Origin of the sequence: Leclercia sp. S52 (genome assembly GCF_039727615.1) — a bacterium.
GTDB classification, from domain to species: Bacteria; Pseudomonadota; Gammaproteobacteria; order Enterobacterales; family Enterobacteriaceae; genus Enterobacter; species Enterobacter adecarboxylatus_B.
This window is the reverse complement of record NZ_CP152474.1, coordinates 1,945,707-1,961,595: the sequence shown is the minus strand read 5'-3', so window position 1 is coordinate 1,961,595 and position 15,889 is coordinate 1,945,707. Positions and strand designations below refer to the sequence as shown.

At 59.6% G+C, this 15,889-nt stretch carries 15 protein-coding genes and 1 pseudogene; 5 read left to right on the top strand and 11 right to left on the bottom strand.

What is annotated here, in order from left to right; genetic code table 11:
- Positions 1–81: 81 nt before the first annotated feature.
- Positions 82–969, top strand: a complete 888-nt coding sequence (gene cho / locus AAHB66_RS09390) for an excinuclease Cho (protein ID WP_166182222.1) — start codon at positions 82–84, stop codon at positions 967–969.
- On the opposite strand, the gene ves is transcribed toward cho, so the two are convergent.
- From ves to AAHB66_RS09355, 7 genes and pseudogenes are all read right to left on the bottom strand, one after another.
- Positions 938–1,495 (bottom strand): environmental stress-induced protein Ves, encoded by a 558-nt coding sequence (gene ves, locus AAHB66_RS09385; protein ID WP_347115997.1) that lies wholly within the window; start codon positions 1,493–1,495, stop codon positions 938–940. The two genes, cho and ves, sit on opposite strands and share 32 nt — an antisense overlap.
- A 296-nt stretch (positions 1,496–1,791) precedes the next feature.
- Positions 1,792–2,280 carry an ATP-independent periplasmic protein-refolding chaperone Spy gene (gene spy, locus AAHB66_RS09380; RefSeq protein ID WP_347115996.1) on the bottom strand — a complete coding sequence of 163 codons (489 nt, stop codon included), beginning with the start codon at positions 2,278–2,280 and terminating at the stop codon, positions 1,792–1,794.
- A 338-nt stretch (positions 2,281–2,618) separates the two neighbouring features.
- Positions 2,619–3,584 (bottom strand): succinylglutamate desuccinylase, encoded by a 966-nt coding sequence (gene astE / locus AAHB66_RS09375; RefSeq protein ID WP_347115995.1) that lies wholly within the window; start codon positions 3,582–3,584, stop codon positions 2,619–2,621.
- 10 nt (positions 3,585–3,594) lie between these two features.
- The gene (gene astB, locus AAHB66_RS09370; RefSeq protein WP_347115994.1) at positions 3,595–4,920 is read right to left on the bottom strand and encodes an N-succinylarginine dihydrolase; all 1,326 of its coding nucleotides are present in this window, start codon (positions 4,918–4,920) and stop codon (positions 3,595–3,597) included.
- Positions 4,907–6,395 (bottom strand): annotated as a pseudogene (astD, locus tag AAHB66_RS09365) (succinylglutamate-semialdehyde dehydrogenase). Before astD ends, astB begins: the two are co-directional and overlap by 14 nt.
- Positions 6,392–7,426, bottom strand: a complete 1,035-nt coding sequence (astA, locus tag AAHB66_RS09360; protein ID WP_347115993.1) for an arginine N-succinyltransferase — start codon at positions 7,424–7,426, stop codon at positions 6,392–6,394. Before astA ends, astD begins: the two are co-directional and overlap by 4 nt.
- Positions 7,423–8,643: an aspartate aminotransferase family protein gene (locus AAHB66_RS09355; RefSeq protein WP_347115992.1), complete on the bottom strand. Its 1,221-nt coding sequence runs from the start codon at positions 8,641–8,643 to the stop codon at positions 7,423–7,425. The genes astA and AAHB66_RS09355 overlap by 4 nt, the downstream gene beginning before the upstream one ends.
- Positions 8,644–8,788: 145 nt before the next feature.
- On the opposite strand from AAHB66_RS09355, the gene AAHB66_RS09350 reads away from it, so the two are divergent.
- The 3 genes from AAHB66_RS09350 (at position 8,789) to AAHB66_RS09340 (ending at position 10,322) form a co-directional block, all read left to right on the top strand.
- Complete coding sequence (locus tag AAHB66_RS09350) at positions 8,789–8,941, top strand: hypothetical protein (protein WP_347115991.1); 153 nt, start codon at positions 8,789–8,791, stop codon at positions 8,939–8,941.
- A 146-nt stretch (positions 8,942–9,087) separates the two neighbouring features.
- Positions 9,088–9,900, top strand: coding sequence for an exodeoxyribonuclease III (gene xthA, locus AAHB66_RS09345; RefSeq protein ID WP_347115990.1), 813 nt, complete (start codon positions 9,088–9,090; stop codon positions 9,898–9,900).
- Positions 9,901–9,905: 5 nt separating this feature from the next.
- Positions 9,906–10,322 carry a pyrimidine (deoxy)nucleoside triphosphate diphosphatase gene (locus AAHB66_RS09340; RefSeq protein WP_347115989.1) on the top strand — a complete coding sequence of 139 codons (417 nt, stop codon included), beginning with the start codon at positions 9,906–9,908 and terminating at the stop codon, positions 10,320–10,322.
- Here the strand turns inward: AAHB66_RS09340 and AAHB66_RS09335 are convergent.
- Positions 10,282–10,560: a DUF1496 domain-containing protein gene (locus tag AAHB66_RS09335; RefSeq protein ID WP_347115988.1), complete on the bottom strand. Its 279-nt coding sequence runs from the start codon at positions 10,558–10,560 to the stop codon at positions 10,282–10,284. The genes AAHB66_RS09340 and AAHB66_RS09335 overlap by 41 nt on opposite strands.
- Positions 10,561–10,795: 235 nt before the next feature.
- On the opposite strand from AAHB66_RS09335, the gene gdhA reads away from it, so the two are divergent.
- Positions 10,796–12,139, top strand: a complete 1,344-nt coding sequence (gene gdhA / locus AAHB66_RS09330) for an NADP-specific glutamate dehydrogenase (RefSeq protein ID WP_337015480.1) — start codon at positions 10,796–10,798, stop codon at positions 12,137–12,139.
- 98 nt (positions 12,140–12,237) lie between these two features.
- Here gdhA and AAHB66_RS09325 read toward each other — a convergent pair whose 3' ends face one another.
- The 3 genes from AAHB66_RS09325 to AAHB66_RS09315 form a co-directional block, all read right to left on the bottom strand.
- Positions 12,238–14,142 carry a DNA topoisomerase III gene (locus AAHB66_RS09325; protein WP_347115987.1) on the bottom strand — a complete coding sequence of 635 codons (1,905 nt, stop codon included), beginning with the start codon at positions 14,140–14,142 and terminating at the stop codon, positions 12,238–12,240.
- 4 nt (positions 14,143–14,146) lie between these two features.
- On the bottom strand, positions 14,147–15,190 hold the full coding sequence (gene selD / locus AAHB66_RS09320) for a selenide, water dikinase SelD (RefSeq protein ID WP_347115986.1): 1,044 nt from the start codon (positions 15,188–15,190) through the stop codon (positions 14,147–14,149).
- 117 nt (positions 15,191–15,307) lie between these two features.
- The gene (locus tag AAHB66_RS09315) at positions 15,308–15,859 is read right to left on the bottom strand and encodes an NAD(P)H nitroreductase (RefSeq protein WP_347115985.1); all 552 of its coding nucleotides are present in this window, start codon (positions 15,857–15,859) and stop codon (positions 15,308–15,310) included.
- Positions 15,860–15,889: the final 30 nt, after the last annotated feature.

Genomic DNA, 15,889 nt, shown 5'->3' with positions numbered 1-15,889 from the left:
ACCGGGGCGGCGTCTGCCGCCTCTTTTTTAACCATACGACAGCTGCTACACTGTATGCCTGAACAGTATCAGGAGTAAGTTGTGAGCAGGCGTCAATCGGCACCGCGGCTTGAATTCGAAGCAGCAGCTATCTATGAATATCCCGAACATCTGCGCCCGTGGCTTGAGGCACTGCCCAAGCAGCCTGGCGTCTACTTCTTTCATGGCGACAGCGATGCCATGCCCCTTTATATCGGTAAAAGCGTCAATATCCGCAGCCGGGTGCTGTCGCATCTGCGTACCCCGGACGAGGCCGCCATGCTGCGCCAGTCCCGGCGTATCACCTGGATCCAGACCGCAGGTGAGCTGGGCGCCCTGCTGCTGGAGGCCCGTTTAATCAAGGAGCAGCAGCCGCTGTTCAATAAACGCTTACGCCGCAATCGCCAGCTCTGCTCCCTGCAGATCACCGAGGGCAAGCCGCAGATCGTCTACGCCCGCGAGGTCGATTTTTCCCATACCCCGAATCTGTTTGGCCTCTTCGCCAACCGCCGGGCAGCGCTGCAAACCCTGCAGACGCTGGCCGATGAGCGTCAGCTCTGTTATGGCCTGCTGGGGCTGGAGTCGTTAACTCTCGGGCGGGGCTGTTTCCGTTCCGCCCTGAAGCGTTGCGCGGGCGCGTGCTGCGGGAAAGAGAGCGTTGAAGATCATCAGCAGCGATTAGTCGAGGGGTTGCAGGCGATTGGCGTCACCTGCTGGCCGTGGGACAGCGCCGTGGCGCTGAAAGAGTCGCGCCCGGATATGACCCACTACCACATCATCCATAACTGGCTCTGGCTGGGTGCGGTCGACAGTCTGGATGAGGCGGCGGACCTGCTGCGCACGCCCGCCGGTTTCGATCAGGATGGGTATAAAATTCTCTGCAAGCCGCTGCTGACCGGTAACTATGAGATCATTCCGCTCAGTGTCCCGGAAGCCAGAAAATCTCGCTGAACAGCAGGGTTCCCTCCTCCTTCAGCAGCCGTAGCGTATGGTCACCCTCGTGCCACCATGCGCCCTGATCGGGGGTAAGTAGCTTCTCCCCCAGCTGCCAGGCACCGCTCAGAACAAACACCACTCCGCCACGTGACGCAAAGGTCGTAAAGGTGCGATCCGCCACCCGCACCTTCGCCCGGCAGCGATCCCGGCGGGTCATGATATTGAAATCCATCGACATCTGCCCTTCCAGCAGCTGAGCCTTAACCGGCAGATCCCCGGCGAAGCTGAAGGGTTGATGACGCTGCAGCGTGTGCGTAAACGCCTTCCCGCCATCCAGATGCACCTCTCCCCCCTCCAGCAGGGTGATCACCCGATCGATGCCGGGCGAGACCGAAAAGTCGCCGTTGCTGGCCAGGGAGGCAATACTGGCACGCCAGTTAAATTCCCGGGTTGCCGGGGGAAAACAACATATTTCGCGCGTCTCACCGGCCCCGTTGCGCCAGAGGTTGACCGGCATTTTGCGGATATCAAAGAATTCCATCACCACTCCAGATGGCGCAATACGCACCAGAGCAATCCGCGCAGGGCGGTTGCATTTTGATTGTTATCGTTAGGTCATCACTGTGTAGTATCGGCAGATGTGCACAACGGCCTTAGCGAGACGGCGAAAAAATCCGTAACGTCAGACATTTCAAATACATTGTGCAAATCGATAACAGGAGAATACCGGGATAGCGGCGGCTGGCAAGAGGCGGGAAAAGAAAAAACCGCCGGACCTGTCCACAGCGTATTCGCTTGGGTGAACAGGACTCCGGCGGTCTTGAATGGCTGAACCGATTATTCGGCTGGTGGGGTCATTTTACCTTCCGGCGCGGAACGTTCTGTCAGACGCTTCTCAAAATTGGCATCAAACTGTTTTTTCTGTTCCGGGGTCAGAATGTTGTAAATCTTGTTCTGGGTTTCCAGGTGCGCCAGCATGCGGGCTTTGTTCTGCTCGGCCATCTTGTCGACCTGCGCCTGGGCTTTCGCTTTATCGAAGCTGTCGCTGGCGATGATGTCATGCATTGCGCGGCGCTCTTCTACCGGCGGACGCTTCATCTGGTCACGCTGGCTTTTCATAATGTCGCGAATCTGCGTTTTCTGCGCATCCGTCAGGTTCAGGTCTTTAAACATCATGTCGTGATGCATACCCGGCTTGCCTTTGTGATGCATCATTTTGCTTTCGGTCGGTGCTGCGGTGGTGGTGGCGGTATCCGCGGCGAACGCCGCGCTGGTAGCGCCCAGAGCCAGGGTAGAGGCAACAAACAGTGCAGTTAATTTACGCATAATTTTGTCCTTCCTTTCAGTTATTCTTCGGCGCTATGCCGTGTTGACGAGATTCACTTTACGGGGTTTATCGTCAATTAATCAGAGCAAGGGTAAAACAATGAAAGTGTAAAAAACAAAATATCGTCAAATATGGAGAAAATAAGGATAAAGCGTGGAGAGTTGAAACAGAAATATTCATCAGACTGATTTTAAAGAGATTGTGAAGGAGTATACCGGGGGGAGAGATTAATAATAAAGCAAACAGCCAGGAATAATCCGTAATAAAACGGCAGACAAATGAAATGGCTGAGAAAATAAACAACCCCACCGCGTTTCGCTGATGGGGTTATAGGTTTTCAGGAGACTTTTTCCAGCATCAGCCCGGCGCGCAGACCAAAGGCCACGGCAGGGTTCGGGAACAGCACATACTCGGTCGGCTTTTGCACTTCATAGCGTTCCTCGCCATCCTCTGCCAGCAATACGCCCTGGCGGTAGGGAGTAAAGTTCAGGGTATGCGCCGCCATGTGCAGTACAAAGGCCTCGCTGCGGCGGGTGATCTGCTGCACCACCCGGTAGTGCTCGACAGGCTCAGCATGCTGCTCTGGCGCCTCGCCGCTCAGCAAGGCATACAGCGCCCGATGGGTAGTGGCAAAACGGGTCAGATCGTTATGGCCAAACGGCAGCGCCTTGCCCAGCTCCAGGGTACAGGCCAGAGCGCCAAAGCGTTCGCAGCTGAAATGGGTGAAGGTCCCGCCCGGCGCCTGATGAAAGACCAGCGCCTCCAGCCCGGCATCCCCCAGCCACTGAATAAAGGCCTCATCCCAGGGCTGATTGCGCTGGGGCAGGACGCCAAAACGTTCATGATACGAGGCGCGGATAGCGGTATGCAGATCGAGATGCCAGCGGTCGTCCCCTGCCTGTTGGTAAAACGCCGTCACCAGATCCTCCAGCAGCGCCGCCCGCGCGGTCTCGTCGCAGGTCGGAAACTGCGCCCCGCGCCCGCTGAACAGGCGATTGATATCGCAGGTCAGGTAGCGCTTACCTGCCCTCAGCGCTGGCGGATTGCCGTAGATGACAAGCAGGCGACAGCGCAGCGTCAGTTCACCGCGAAACAGCGCCCTGACCAGCAGGTCGACAATTTCCACCGGCGCGGTTTCGTTGCCGTGGATCCCGGCCGAGAGCACCAGGGCGCGCGTGCTCGCGACCTCCGGCGTCAGCTCGAGCACCCCGCGGGCCAGCCAGCGCCAGTGAAACGACGCCCCTCTGCCTTCGCGGTGGGGAGGCATTTCATCGGCCATCGTCAGCGCCAGAAAGTTTTCCATCACGCCTCCTTTATTGCTGGAACGGGTAGACTGACCCGAGCTGCAGAATCTGGGTCAGGGCGTCCAGCGCCTCGCGCCCTTCGCGCAGCAGGTGTGGATCCACGAGGTCGGCCTGGGTCAGGCGATCGCGATAGTAGCGATCCACCCAGTCATTGAGGGTGTTAAACAGGGTCTCGTTCATCATCACCGCCGGGTTAACCGCCCGCTGCTCTTCAGGGGTCAGCACCACGCGCAGACGCAGACACGCGGGGCCGCCGCCGTTGGCCATGCTCTCGCGAAGATCGAACACCCGCAGCTCGCTGATGGGGTTATCCTCCGCCACCAGCCCGCTCAGATAACGCCAGACGCCCGGGTGATCCTGAGACTCCTGGGGCAGGACCAGCATCATGCTGCCGTCATCCCGGCTCAGCAGTTGGCTGTTAAACAGGTAGGTCGCGACCACATCCTGCACCGAGACCGCCTCACTCGGCACCTCAATGGGCATAAAGCCGGGCACCCGCTCGCGCAGGGCCTGCAGCAGCTCGGCCTGGCGCACAAACGCCTGCTCATGGCAGAACAGCACCTGACGGTTCGAAACAGCGATCACGTCGTTATGGAACACCCCCTGGTCAATCACCAGCGGGTTTTGCTGGACAAACATCAGCTGCCCGGGGTTGACCTGGTTCAGCCGGGCAACCGCCTGGCTTGCGGCCAGGGTCTGGCGTGCCGGGTAGCGGGCCGGTGCCTCATTGCCACCCTCTTCCCGACCGTAAACAAACAGCTGCAGGCCCGGCTCGCCGTAGTCGCCGCCGAGACGGTTATGGTTAGCCGCCCCTTCGTCACCGAACATCGCCACCTGCGGCAGCGCCGTATGGACGCTGAAGCGGGACTCATCGCGAAAAATGGCGCCCAGCACCTTTTCGGTGGTCCCGGCTTCGCTGGCGCGGTGAAATTTGTTGTTCAGGTTGGCTACCGTCAGATGCACTTTCCCGTCAAGAGTATCCGCCGACGGGGCCACCGTCGCGGCATTGGCAACCCACATTGAGGAGGCCGAACTGGCGGCAGAGAGCAGCTGTGGCATCTGGGTGCCCGCCTTCTCCACCACCTGTTCATCGGTGCCGGTAAAGCCGAGCTGGCGCAGCACGCCGACGTTAGGCCGCTCCTGGGGCGGGATCACCGCCTGAGGAAAACCTGCATCCGCCAGTGCCTTCATCTTCAGCAGCCCCTGCTTCGCCGCCAGCTGCGGGTTGGAGATCTGAAAACGGTGTTTGGTCGAGGCCTCATTGCCGAACGACAGCCCGGCATAGTGGTGGGTCAGGCCCACCAGCCCGTCAAAATTGACTTCACGCGCTTTCATGGCGCTTCTCCCGTGTAAAATCGAGGCCCGGGCTCAGCTGCTCCGGCAGAACGCTGGTCGGGGTTTCAAGGCTCGCCATCGGCCAGGCGCAGTAATCCGCCGCATACCAGGCGCTGGCGCGGTGGTTACCTGAGGCACCCACCCCGCCGAACGGTGCAGTACTGGCCGCACCGGTGAGCGGTTTGTTCCAGTTAACGATCCCGGCGCGCGCCTCCAGCAGCAGCTGGTCGAACTTCTGGCGATCCGGAGAGATCAGCCCGCACGACAGGCCGTAGCGCGTGGCGTTGGCCATCGCAATGGCCTGGTCGAAATCGTCATAGCGCCAGACGCAGAGCAGCGGACCGAAGACCTCTTCGTCCGGCACATCGCGCACGTCGGTCATCTCGACAATTCCCGGCGTTAATAAAGAGGTGCCGGCCCGGACCAGACGTGGATCGAGCAGCGACTGGCCGCCGCGGGCGACGTGCTCCCGCCAGACGTGATAGACGTTTTTCGCCGCCTGCTCGGAGATCAGCCCGCCGATAAACGGCTGGTCGTTGTCATCCCACGCGCCCGGCAGCAGACGCCCGCTCACCTCCACCAGACGGGCGAGGAAGGCATCACCCTCGGCACCGCGTTTCACCAGCAGGCGACGGGCGCAGGTGCAGCGCTGTCCGGCGGTAATAAAGGCTGACTGGATGGTCAGGTGAACCGCGGCGTCGATATCCGCCGGGTCGTCGACGATCAGGGCATTGTTGCCGCCCATCTCAAGGGCCAGAATTTTCTCCGGCTGTCCGGCCAGCTGGCGGTGCAGCTGATAGCCAGTGCCGGCGCTGCCGGTGAACAGCAGCCCGTCAATGTCGCTCAGGGCACTCAGCGCCTGACCGGTTTCGCGTCCGCCCTGCACCAGATTGAGCACGCCCGGCGGCAGGCCGGCCTGCTCCCACAGCTTGACCACCGCCTCGCCGCTCCACGGCGTCAGCTCGCTCGGCTTGAAGATCACCGTGTTACCCGCCAGCAGCGCGGGCACGATATGGCCGTTCGGCAGATGGCCGGGGAAATTGTAGGGGCCAAACACTGCCAGCACGCCGTGCGGACGGTGGCGCAGCGTGGCGGCGCCGTCGGCCATCTCAGTATGCTGTTCGCCGGTACGGGTGTGGTAAGCCTTCACCGAAATGGCGATTTTGTTGATCATCGCGGTGATTTCGGTCGCCGCTTCCCAGCGCGGTTTGCCGGTTTCGCTGGCAATCACGCGGGTCAGCGCCTGTTTGTTGGCCTCCAGCAGGGCGGCAAATTTCTCTACGATGGCCTGGCGGGCGCTGAAAGGCAGCTTCGCCCAGCCCGGGAAGGCCGCGCGTGCCGCACGGCACGCCTGCTCAACCTGCGCGGCGCTGGCGTCTGCCCCCCTGCCATAACACCTCCTGACCCACCGGATTGTGTTTGGTACGTGACTCACCTTCGCCGGTTACCCAGTCGCCGTTAATCCATAAGTTCATGCTGTTTTCTCCTCAGCGCACAGGCGCACCATGCGAATACGATCGCCGGCGCGGCATTTCAGGGCATCCAGTTGGGCTGCCGTCAGCACCAGACGTTCACAGTCAGGATCCACGCGGACCAGCGTGGCGCGGAACTGGTCATATTGTTCATTGGCTACCAGACAGGCGGGCCACTCGCCCGGCGCAGGCTGGCCTTCGGCCACCTCCACCAGACGGCTTTTGCGGATCGCCCGTACCCGGTCGATATCGCACTCCAGCGTCGGGCCGCCGTCAAAGATGTCGACATAGTTGCGGTAGCGGAAACCCTCTTTCTCCAGCACCGCGCGCGCCGGGGCGGTATGCGGATGCACCTGGCCAATCACGGCCTGCGCCTCGGGGCTAAGGAAATAGGTATAGATAGGGTGTTTCGGCATCAGCTCAGCAATAAAGGCTTTCTGCCCGGTGCCGCACAGGTAGTCGGCTTTGCTGAACTCCATTGAGAAGAAGCGTTCGCCCAGGCTCTGCCAGAACGGCGAGAAGCCGGTTTCGTCGATCACGCCGCGCATTTCGGCCACCACTTTTTCATTAAAGCGATCGCGGAAGGCGGCCATAAACAGAAAGCGAGATTTAGAGAGCAGATAGCCATTGCCCTCCCTGCGCCAGTCCGGATCGAGAAACAGGCTGCAGAGTTCGCTGCTGCCGGTATGATCGTTACTGAGGAACAGCGTCGGCAGGGCGTTGTAGACGTTCAGCTCTTTCGAGGCGTGCACCAGGGTGCCGACGCGGTAGTTGTACCAGGGATCGTTCAGACCCACCGCCACCTCGATGGCGCAGATCCCGGCCACGGTGCCGCTGTCGGTATCCTCCAGCACAAACACGTAACCCTGTTCGCCTTTCGGCAGCGTCCCTTGCCAGGTCTCCAGCGAGCGCTCGATGCGCGCCGAGAGGGTCTTTTCATCAACGGGAAGCGAGGTCAGCCCGCCTCCTGTTTTGCCGGCAAGCTGCATGAGGGCGGATAAATCACCGCGCTCAATGGGACGGATGACCATCATGATGACACCCCGGACTTCACACGTTCACAGGCCAGCGCAAAGCGATCTAACCCGGTCTGCACCTCTTCCTCGCTGACGATCAGCGCAGGCGCGAAGCGCACCACGTTAGCCCCGGCGATCAACACCATCACGCCCGCTTTTGCCGCTTCCTGTGAAATAAGTTTAGCTTTTCCGGCGAATTCGTCCGTGAGCACGCAGCCAATCAGCAGACCCAGACCGCGAATTTCTTTGAACAGGCCGGTTTTACCGTTAATGGCCTGCAGACGCTCGACGAACCATTCGTGACGCTGCTTGACGCCGGTCAGCACCTCCGGGGTGTTGATGATATCCAGCACCTGACCGGCCACTGCCGACGCCAGCGGGTTACCGCCGTAGGTGGTGCCGTGGGTGCCAACGGTCATCACCCGGGCGAATTTGTCGGTGGTGAGCATCGCCCCGACCGGGAAGCCGCCGCCGAGGGCCTTGGCGGTGGAGAGCACGTCCGGCGTAACGCCGTAGTGCATATAGGCATACAGCTCGCCGGTGCGGCCGACGCCGGTCTGAACTTCATCAAAAATCAGCACCGCGTCGTGGCGATCGCACAGCTCACGCAGGCCCTGCAGGAAGGCTTTATCCGCAGGCAGCACGCCGCCCTCGCCCTGCATCGGCTCGACGATCACCGCGCAGGTGGTATCGTCGATCAGTTCGCTGGCGTACTGCAGGTCGTTATAAACCGCGTGGCGGATATCCGGCGGCAGTGGGGCAAAGTCCTGGGAATAGGAAGGCTGCCCGCCCGCGCTGACGGTAAACAGGGTGCGGCCGTGGAAGGCATTTTTGAAGGCGACGATGCCGCTCTTCTGGCTACCAAAGTTGTCATGGGCATATTTACGCGCCAGCTTCAGCGCCGCTTCGTTAGCTTCCGCCCCGGAGTTACAGAAGAAGACTTTTTCGGCGAAGGTGGCGTCGATCAGTTTTTTCGCCAGGCGCAGCGCCGGTTCGTTGGTGTAGCCATTGCCGGTATGCCAGAACTTCGCCGCCTGGTCGTTCAGCGTCTGGCGCAGGGCCGGATGGGCGTGGCCCAGGGCGTTAACCGCAATGCCGCCGGCGAAGTCGATGTACTCTTTGCCCTGTTGATCCCACAGGCGTGAGCCCTCTCCCCGTACCGGAATAAAAGCCGCCGGGGCGTAAACCGGCATCATCCATTCATCAAAGTTTTCACGCGTAATTGACAGAGACATAGCGACCTCATCCGGTAAATAAAAGGTTGATTAAATGTTAAATATTTTAGTGTTTGCGCTGTAAATGTAGATTGCAGCGATCGTGCCAGCCAGCGATAAAAATGCATAAACGCGGTGGGGTAACGTAATATCAATAAGTTACAATATGGAGTTATTCACTGTTATTGCATATAAAGTGAATATTTTTACAACAAGCGCGGCTTTGCCGGATGAAAAACAGCTGTTTTATGCAGAAGCCAAATATAATTCTGGAATTGTGATCGCTGGCGAAATTTGTGGTCCATTTACGCGCCATTAGAGGGCGTCATGCGCCAGATCGGTGCAAATATTGCACTGTCGAAACGATCTGTCGCAGTAATTGGTGGAACATACGCAGCGGCGGCAGTCAGCCCAGCGAAATTCTGCTACCATCCCTGCACTATTCACCTTGCACTGGCAGCGACTATGAAATTTGTCTCTTTTAATATCAACGGCCTGCGCGCCCGTCCTCATCAACTTCAGGCCATCGTCGAGCAACATCAGCCTGACGTTATCGGCCTGCAGGAGACAAAAGTTCACGACGACATGTTCCCTCTCGAAGAGGTGGCAAAACTGGGCTACAACGTCTTCTATCACGGCCAGAAAGGCCATTACGGCGTGGCGCTGCTCACCAAAGAGACACCGGTCTCGGTGCGTCGCGGCTTCCCGGGCGACGGTGACGATTCCCAGCGCCGCATCATCATGGCGGAAATTCCTTCGCCGCTGGGCAATATCACCGTGATCAACGGTTACTTCCCGCAGGGCGAGAGCCGCGACCACCCGCTGAAGTTCCCGGCCAAGGAGAAGTTCTACCAGGATCTGCAATCCTTCCTTGAAACCGAGCTGAACAAAGAGAATCCGGTGCTGATCATGGGCGACATGAACATCAGCCATACCGATCTGGATATCGGCATCGGCGAAGACAGCCGCAAACGCTGGCTTCGCGCCGGGAAGTGCTCCTTCCTGCCGGAAGAGCGCGAGTGGATGGCGCGTCTGATGGACTGGGGTCTGGTGGATACCTTCCGCCGCGCCAACCCGGAGACACAGGATCGCTTCTCGTGGTTTGATTACCGCTCTAAAGGCTTTGACGATAACCGCGGCCTGCGCATCGACCTGCTGCTGGCAAGCAAACCGCTGGCAGAGCGCTGCATCGAGACCGGGATCGACTACGAGATCCGCAGCATGGAAAAACCGTCCGACCATGCCCCGGTATGGGCGACGTTCGACGTTAGTAAATGACGGGCATGCTAAAAATAGTCGATGTTGTCTGCGCTATTCTCGAACGGGATGGCAAAATTTTACTGGCGCAGCGCCCACTGCATGCGGACCAGCCTGGTCTGTGGGAGTTTGCCGGCGGTAAAGTGGAAGCCGGAGAAACGCAGCCTGCGGCATTGATACGTGAACTGCGTGAGGAGCTGGGCATCGACGCCCGGCCCGCGCGCTATATCGCCAGCCAGCAGCGTGAAGTGTCCCGGCGGCTGATCAATTTGCATGCCTGGCACGTCCCGGAATTTACCGGTACACCCGAGACGCACTACCACAGCCAGCTGGTGTGGTGCTCTGTGCACGAGGCGCTGGGCTACGATCTCGCCCCGGCGGATATTCCTCTGCTGGAAGCCTTTATTCTCTTACGCGACGCCAGACCAGCAGATTGGTGCTGATCGCCTGAGGATCGCGCTGGCACTGCAACAGTACGCCCTCGGCTTTTACCACCGATCCTTCTGAATAGTTCTGATCCTGATAGATGCAGCACTGGTTGCACGGCGGCGGGCGCTGCCCGCTGGAGCTAAAGATCTCCGGCGGGATATTCACATCCACACCCCCGGTACTAAACCGCTGGTCGGCCTGACTGCCGGTTGCGAAAACCCCAAGCAAAACAGCCATCACAATACGCTTCATCGACGCTTCTTCCTGTTATGTCCTGATATTCACTATAACGGTAAACCTGCCGACAAACTTTAATTCATCGATCATCGTTTTTTATTATGACCCGGCGCGTCTGATGAATTTAACTTGAGGGCGAAATTTAGCTTGCGTCACAAAGCCCATCGGGTGGTATAGTCGAAAAACACAACAACATGAATATTTTTGTTACAAATAAAATAATCCCAATATATTAGAGGAACTTATAGTTATGGACCAGGCGTGCTCTCTTGAATCCTTTCTGACTCGTGTTCAACAGCGTGATCCGCATCAGAGCGAATTTGCTCAGGCCGTACGTGAAGTGATGACCACGCTGTGGCCATTCCTGGAACAAAACCCCCGTTATCGTCAGATGTCCCTGCTTGAGCGCCTGGTTGAGCCGGAGCGCGTGATCCAGTTCCGCGTGGTGTGGGTAGACGATCGCAATCAGGTGCAGGTCAACCGCGCCTGGCGTGTCCAGTTCAGCTCGGCGATCGGCCCGTTCAAAGGCGGTATGCGTTTCCACCCGTCGGTTAACCTGTCGATCCTGAAGTTCCTCGGCTTTGAACAAACCTTTAAAAATGCCCTGACCACCCTGCCTATGGGCGGCGGCAAAGGCGGCAGCGATTTTGACCCGAAAGGCAAGAGCGAAGGCGAAGTGATGCGCTTCTGCCAGGCGCTGATGACCGAACTCTACCGTCACCTGGGCGCGGATACTGACGTACCGGCCGGGGATATTGGCGTGGGCGGGCGCGAAGTGGGCTTTATGGCCGGGATGATGAAAAAACTCTCCAACAACAGCGCCTGCGTCTTCACCGGTAAAGGCCTCTCCTTCGGCGGCAGCCTGATCCGCCCGGAAGCCACCGGTTACGGTCTGGTCTACTTCACGGAAGCGATGCTGAAGCGTCACGGGATGAGCTTCGACGGGATGCGCGTGGCGGTGTCCGGCTCCGGCAACGTGGCCCAGTACGCTATCGAAAAAGCGATGGAGCTGGGTGCCCGGGTGATCACCGCCTCCGACTCCAGCGGCACCGTGGTTGACGAAGCGGGCTTCACGACTGAAAAACTGGCGCGCCTGTGCGAAATCAAAGCCAGCCGCGACGGTCGCGTGGCCGATTACGCCCGCGAGTTCGGTCTGACCTACCTTGAAGGCAAACAGCCGTGGGCCGTACCGGTCGATATCGCCCTGCCGTGCGCCACCCAGAACGAACTGGACGTCGATGCAGCGCATCAGCTTATTGCCAACGGCGTGAAGGCGGTTGCGGAAGGGGCCAACATGCCGACCACCATCGAAGCGACCGACCTGTTCCTGCAGGCTGGCGTGCTCTTCGCACCGGGTAAAGCGGCTAACGCCGGCGGTGTGGCAACCTCAGGCCTGGAGATGGCGCAGAACGCCGCGCGTATGGGCTGGAAAGCCGAGAAAGTGGATGCGCGTCTGCATCACATCATGCTGGATATTCACCACGCCTGCGTCGAGTACGGCGGGGAAGAGAAGCAGACCAACTATGTCCGCGGGGCGAACATTGCCGGGTTTGTGAAGGTGGCGGATGCGATGATGGGTCAGGGTGTGATCTGATTCTGTGTGGTGCGGGCTGATGCCCTCACCCCGGCCCTCTCCCACAGGGAGAGGGAGAAAACCGTAGGCCGGGTAAGCGTCAGCGCCACCCGGCATTTTTACGCCGCACTCTTCTTCTTAAACTTTTTCTTCTTGTCGCCACCCGGCGCAACCATGCCGCGAAAATCCCTGACCGAGGTATTGCGCGCCTGGTTGATCAGATCGAATAACGTACCCACCAGCGGCTGCATAAAATCCTGATAACGACACTGCTTTTCGCTGATCTGGGTCAGCACCGACTCCCAGTGCGCGGTCATGTCCGGTCGTGCGGCCATCTCCGGCAGGGAGTGGATCAGCGCCTTCCCGGCATCCGTCGCGTGGATGTAGCGCCCTTTCTTGTGCAGAAAACCGCGTTTAAACAGCAGCTCAATGATCCCGGCGCGGGTCGCTTCCGTTCCCAGACCGTCGGTGGCGCGCAGGATTTTTTTCAGATCTTTATCCTGCACAAACCGGGCGATACCGGTCATGGCGGAGAGGATCGTGGCGTCGGTGAAGTGGCGCGGCGGCTGGGTTTGTCGCTCCACCACTTCGCCCTTCTCGCACAGCAGCTCATCGTCTTTTTTCACCACCGGCAGCGGCGTGCCGTCGTTCTCCTCGTCACGCTCTTTACTGCCCAGCAGCGTGCGCCAGCCCGCTTCGGCGAGAAAACGCGCCTTGGCGATAAACTTGCCTTTGGCGATCTCCAGCTCAATGACGCACTTGCGGAACAGGGCATCCGGGCAAAACTGCATCAGGTACTGACGGGCGACGAGGTTATACACCTTCGATTCGTTCTCGGTCAGATTGACCTTGCTGCTGCGCGCCGTCGGGATAATGGCGTGGTGGGCATCCACCTTCTTATCGTCCCAGCAGCGGTTGCGGGTATCCGGATTGACCACCGGCTGCGGCATTAAATCGGGCGCGTGGGCGGCAATAGCGTTCAGCACCGCGTGGCGCCCTGCGAAATGCTCTTCCGGCAGATAGCGGCTATCGGAACGCGGATAGGTGATCAGCTTGTGCGTTTCATACAGCTTCTGGCAGATATCGAGCACGTTTTGCGCGCTCAGGCCATAGCGTTTTGCTGCCTCGATCTGCAGGGCAGAAAGGGAAAACGGCAGCGGCGCGGGTTCTGATTCCCGTTTATCGTTATAGCTGGTGACGACGGCGGGCTGGCCCTGAATACGGGTCACCACGTGGTCGGCCAGCGGACGATGCAGCAGGCGTCCCTCTTCATCCTGATAAGGTTCGCAGGCTTCGCTCGGCTGCCAGATGGCAGTAAAGCGCTCGTCCTTCGGCGTGACGATATGGGCTTTCACTTCAAAGAAATCTTTGGCGACAAAGTTCTCGATCTCTTCATCGCGGCGCACCACCAGCCCCAACACCGGGGTCTGCACGCGGCCTACCGAGAGCACCCCCTGATAACCCGCGTTACGCCCGAGAATGGTATAGGCGCGGGTCATGTTGATGCCATACAGCCAGTCGGCGCGAGCGCGGGCCAGCGCCGAGACGCACAGCGGCACAAACTCGCTGTTGGATCGCAGACGCGAGATAGCACGCTCCACCGCCTGCGGGTTGAGATCGTTGATCAGGCAGCGCTGCACTTCACGGCGTTTTTCCGGCGCGAGGTTCAGGTAATCCAGCACCTCGTCCACCAGCAACTGCCCTTCCCGGTCCGGGTCACCGGCGTGGATCACTTCCGCTGCGTCGTTCAGCAGACGCTTAATGACGTTGAGCTGTTTGGTGACCGACGGGCGCGGTTGCAGCTGCCACTTTTCCGGCACGATGGGTAGATCGTTGAGATTCCAGCGCGCGTAGCGGCTGTCGTAGGCGTCCGGCTGGGCCTGCTCCAGCAGGTGACCAATACACCAAGTGACCACCTGCCCGTTCCCGCACTCGATATACCCATCGCCCTTGCGATGCGGCTTGGGTAACACATCCGCAATCGCCCGGGCGAGGCTCGGTTTTTCGGCAATAAATAACCGCATTGAATTAACGGATCTCAATCATCGGACGGCCACCGCGGGCGGTCACCAGCTCGCCGATGGCGGTCAGGGTGATCCCGAACTCCGCGGCGGTCGCCTGGACTTCTGCTTCTGCCTCCGGGGTCACCGCCAGCAGCAGGCCGCCGGAGGTCTGCGGGTCGCACAGCAGATCGCGCCATTCGGCAGGCATCTCACCCATCAGGTGACCGTAGCTGGCGAAGTTACGCTGGGTGCCGCCCGGTACCGCGCCCTGAGCAATATAGTCTTCAACGCCCGGCAGCTTCGGCACGTCCTGATACCAGACCTGGGCCTGTACGCCCGCGCCCTGGCACACTTCGCTCAGGTGGCCCAGCAGGCCAAAGCCGGTGACGTCGGTCATCGCCTTCACGCCGTCGATGTTGGCAAAGGCGGCACCGGCGAGGTTCATCTGGCACATCACCTCCGTCGCCAGCCCTTTGTGTTCAGGCCGCAGCAGTGATTTTTTCTCGGCGGTGGTGAGCACGCCAATGCCCAGCGGCTTGGTGAGGAACAGCTTGCAGCCCGCCTCGGCGGTGCTGTTGCGTTTCACGCGCTCCGTCGGGACCACGCCGGTCACCGCCAGGCCAAAAATCGGCTCCGGAGCATCAATGGAGTGGCCGCCGGCCAGAGCGATCCCCGCCTGCTGGCAGGCAAAGCGCCCGCCCTCGATCACCTCGCGGGCGATCTCCGGGGCCAGGGTGTTGATCGGCCAGCCGAGGATCGCAATCGCCATGATCGGCTTACCGCCCATGGCAAAGATGTCGCTGATGGCGTTTGTGGCGGCAATGCGCCCGAAGTCGTACGGGTTATCGACGATCGGCATAAAGAAATCGGTGGTGCTGATGATGCTGGTCCCGTTGCCTAAATCGTAGACCGCGGCATCGTCGCGGGTCTCGTTACCCACAAGCAGGTTCGGGTCGACAAACTTCGCCTGTTCGCTATGCAGAATGGTTTCCAGCACTTTGGGGGAAATTTTACAACCGCAACCGGCTCCATGGCTGTATTGCGTTAAACGAATGGCTTGCTCGCTCATGACAATCTCCTTTCATTACAATTGCACTATGTTAGCGCTCATTCCATTAAGTGATAAGTATGACTGTCTGAATTCTGCTGCAGTTGTTCAGGATCCAGACAGTTTTTATGCAGGGGATCAGAAATGGGTGACAAACGGCGTAGTGTCGGGGACGGAGACGGTGGTCGAGGCTTTGAGCTGCGGGGTGCCCAGATAGAGGAAACCGACGATTTTATCGTGTGCGCCGCAGTTCAGGTCATCGCGGACTACCGGGCTGTCGGTTAACGCCCCGCTGCGCCAGATCCCGTTGTAGCCCTGGGCGACGGCGGCCATCTGCATCGCCATTACTGCACAGCCGGCAGACATCTCCTGCTCCCACACCGGCACCTTGTGCTGCGGCTGGCATTTGGCGACCACGGCGATAATCATCGGCGCGCGGAACGGGGCGTTACGGGCTTTTTCAATCGCCTTTTCATCCTGCCCGGCGGCCACGGCACCTTTCTCCAGCAGGGTGCTGAAGCGATCGCGCCCTTCCCCCTCGATGATAAAGAAGTGCCACGGCTGTAAGGTGCCGTGATCCGGGGCACGCATCCCGGCGCGAAGAATGTTGTCCAGCTGTTCGCCTGCCGGGGCGGGCTCCGCCAGACGCGACGCGCTACGGCGGTTAACAAGCAGTTCGAGTGCATCCATGGGGTTACTCCTGTCTTAAAATTTACTCAA

What these genes read in the sequence shown, in the direction of transcription:
- ves (WP_347115997.1), bottom strand. Translation starts at nt 1,495, where the DNA reads ATGGAATTCTTTGATATCCGCAAAATGCCGGTCAACCTCTGGCGCAAC.
- spy (WP_347115996.1), bottom strand. Translation starts at nt 2,280, where the DNA reads ATGCGTAAATTAACTGCACTGTTTGTTGCCTCTACCCTGGCTCTGGGC.
- astE (WP_347115995.1), bottom strand. Translation starts at nt 3,584, where the DNA reads ATGGAAAACTTTCTGGCGCTGACGATGGCCGATGAAATGCCTCCCCAC.
- astB (WP_347115994.1), bottom strand. Translation starts at nt 4,920, where the DNA reads ATGAAAGCGCGTGAAGTCAATTTTGACGGGCTGGTGGGCCTGACCCAC.
- astA (WP_347115993.1), bottom strand. Translation starts at nt 7,426, where the DNA reads ATGATGGTCATCCGTCCCATTGAGCGCGGTGATTTATCCGCCCTCATG.
- AAHB66_RS09355 (WP_347115992.1), bottom strand. Translation starts at nt 8,643, where the DNA reads ATGTCTCTGTCAATTACGCGTGAAAACTTTGATGAATGGATGATGCCG.
- AAHB66_RS09350 (WP_347115991.1), top strand. Translation starts at nt 8,789, where the DNA reads ATGGAGTTATTCACTGTTATTGCATATAAAGTGAATATTTTTACAACA.
- xthA (WP_347115990.1), top strand. Translation starts at nt 9,088, where the DNA reads ATGAAATTTGTCTCTTTTAATATCAACGGCCTGCGCGCCCGTCCTCAT.
- AAHB66_RS09340 (WP_347115989.1), top strand. Translation starts at nt 9,906, where the DNA reads ATGCTAAAAATAGTCGATGTTGTCTGCGCTATTCTCGAACGGGATGGC.
- AAHB66_RS09335 (WP_347115988.1), bottom strand. Translation starts at nt 10,560, where the DNA reads ATGAAGCGTATTGTGATGGCTGTTTTGCTTGGGGTTTTCGCAACCGGC.
- gdhA (WP_337015480.1), top strand. Translation starts at nt 10,796, where the DNA reads ATGGACCAGGCGTGCTCTCTTGAATCCTTTCTGACTCGTGTTCAACAG.
- AAHB66_RS09325 (WP_347115987.1), bottom strand. Translation starts at nt 14,142, where the DNA reads ATGCGGTTATTTATTGCCGAAAAACCGAGCCTCGCCCGGGCGATTGCG.
- selD (WP_347115986.1), bottom strand. Translation starts at nt 15,190, where the DNA reads ATGAGCGAGCAAGCCATTCGTTTAACGCAATACAGCCATGGAGCCGGT.
- AAHB66_RS09315 (WP_347115985.1), bottom strand. Translation starts at nt 15,859, where the DNA reads ATGGATGCACTCGAACTGCTTGTTAACCGCCGTAGCGCGTCGCGTCTG.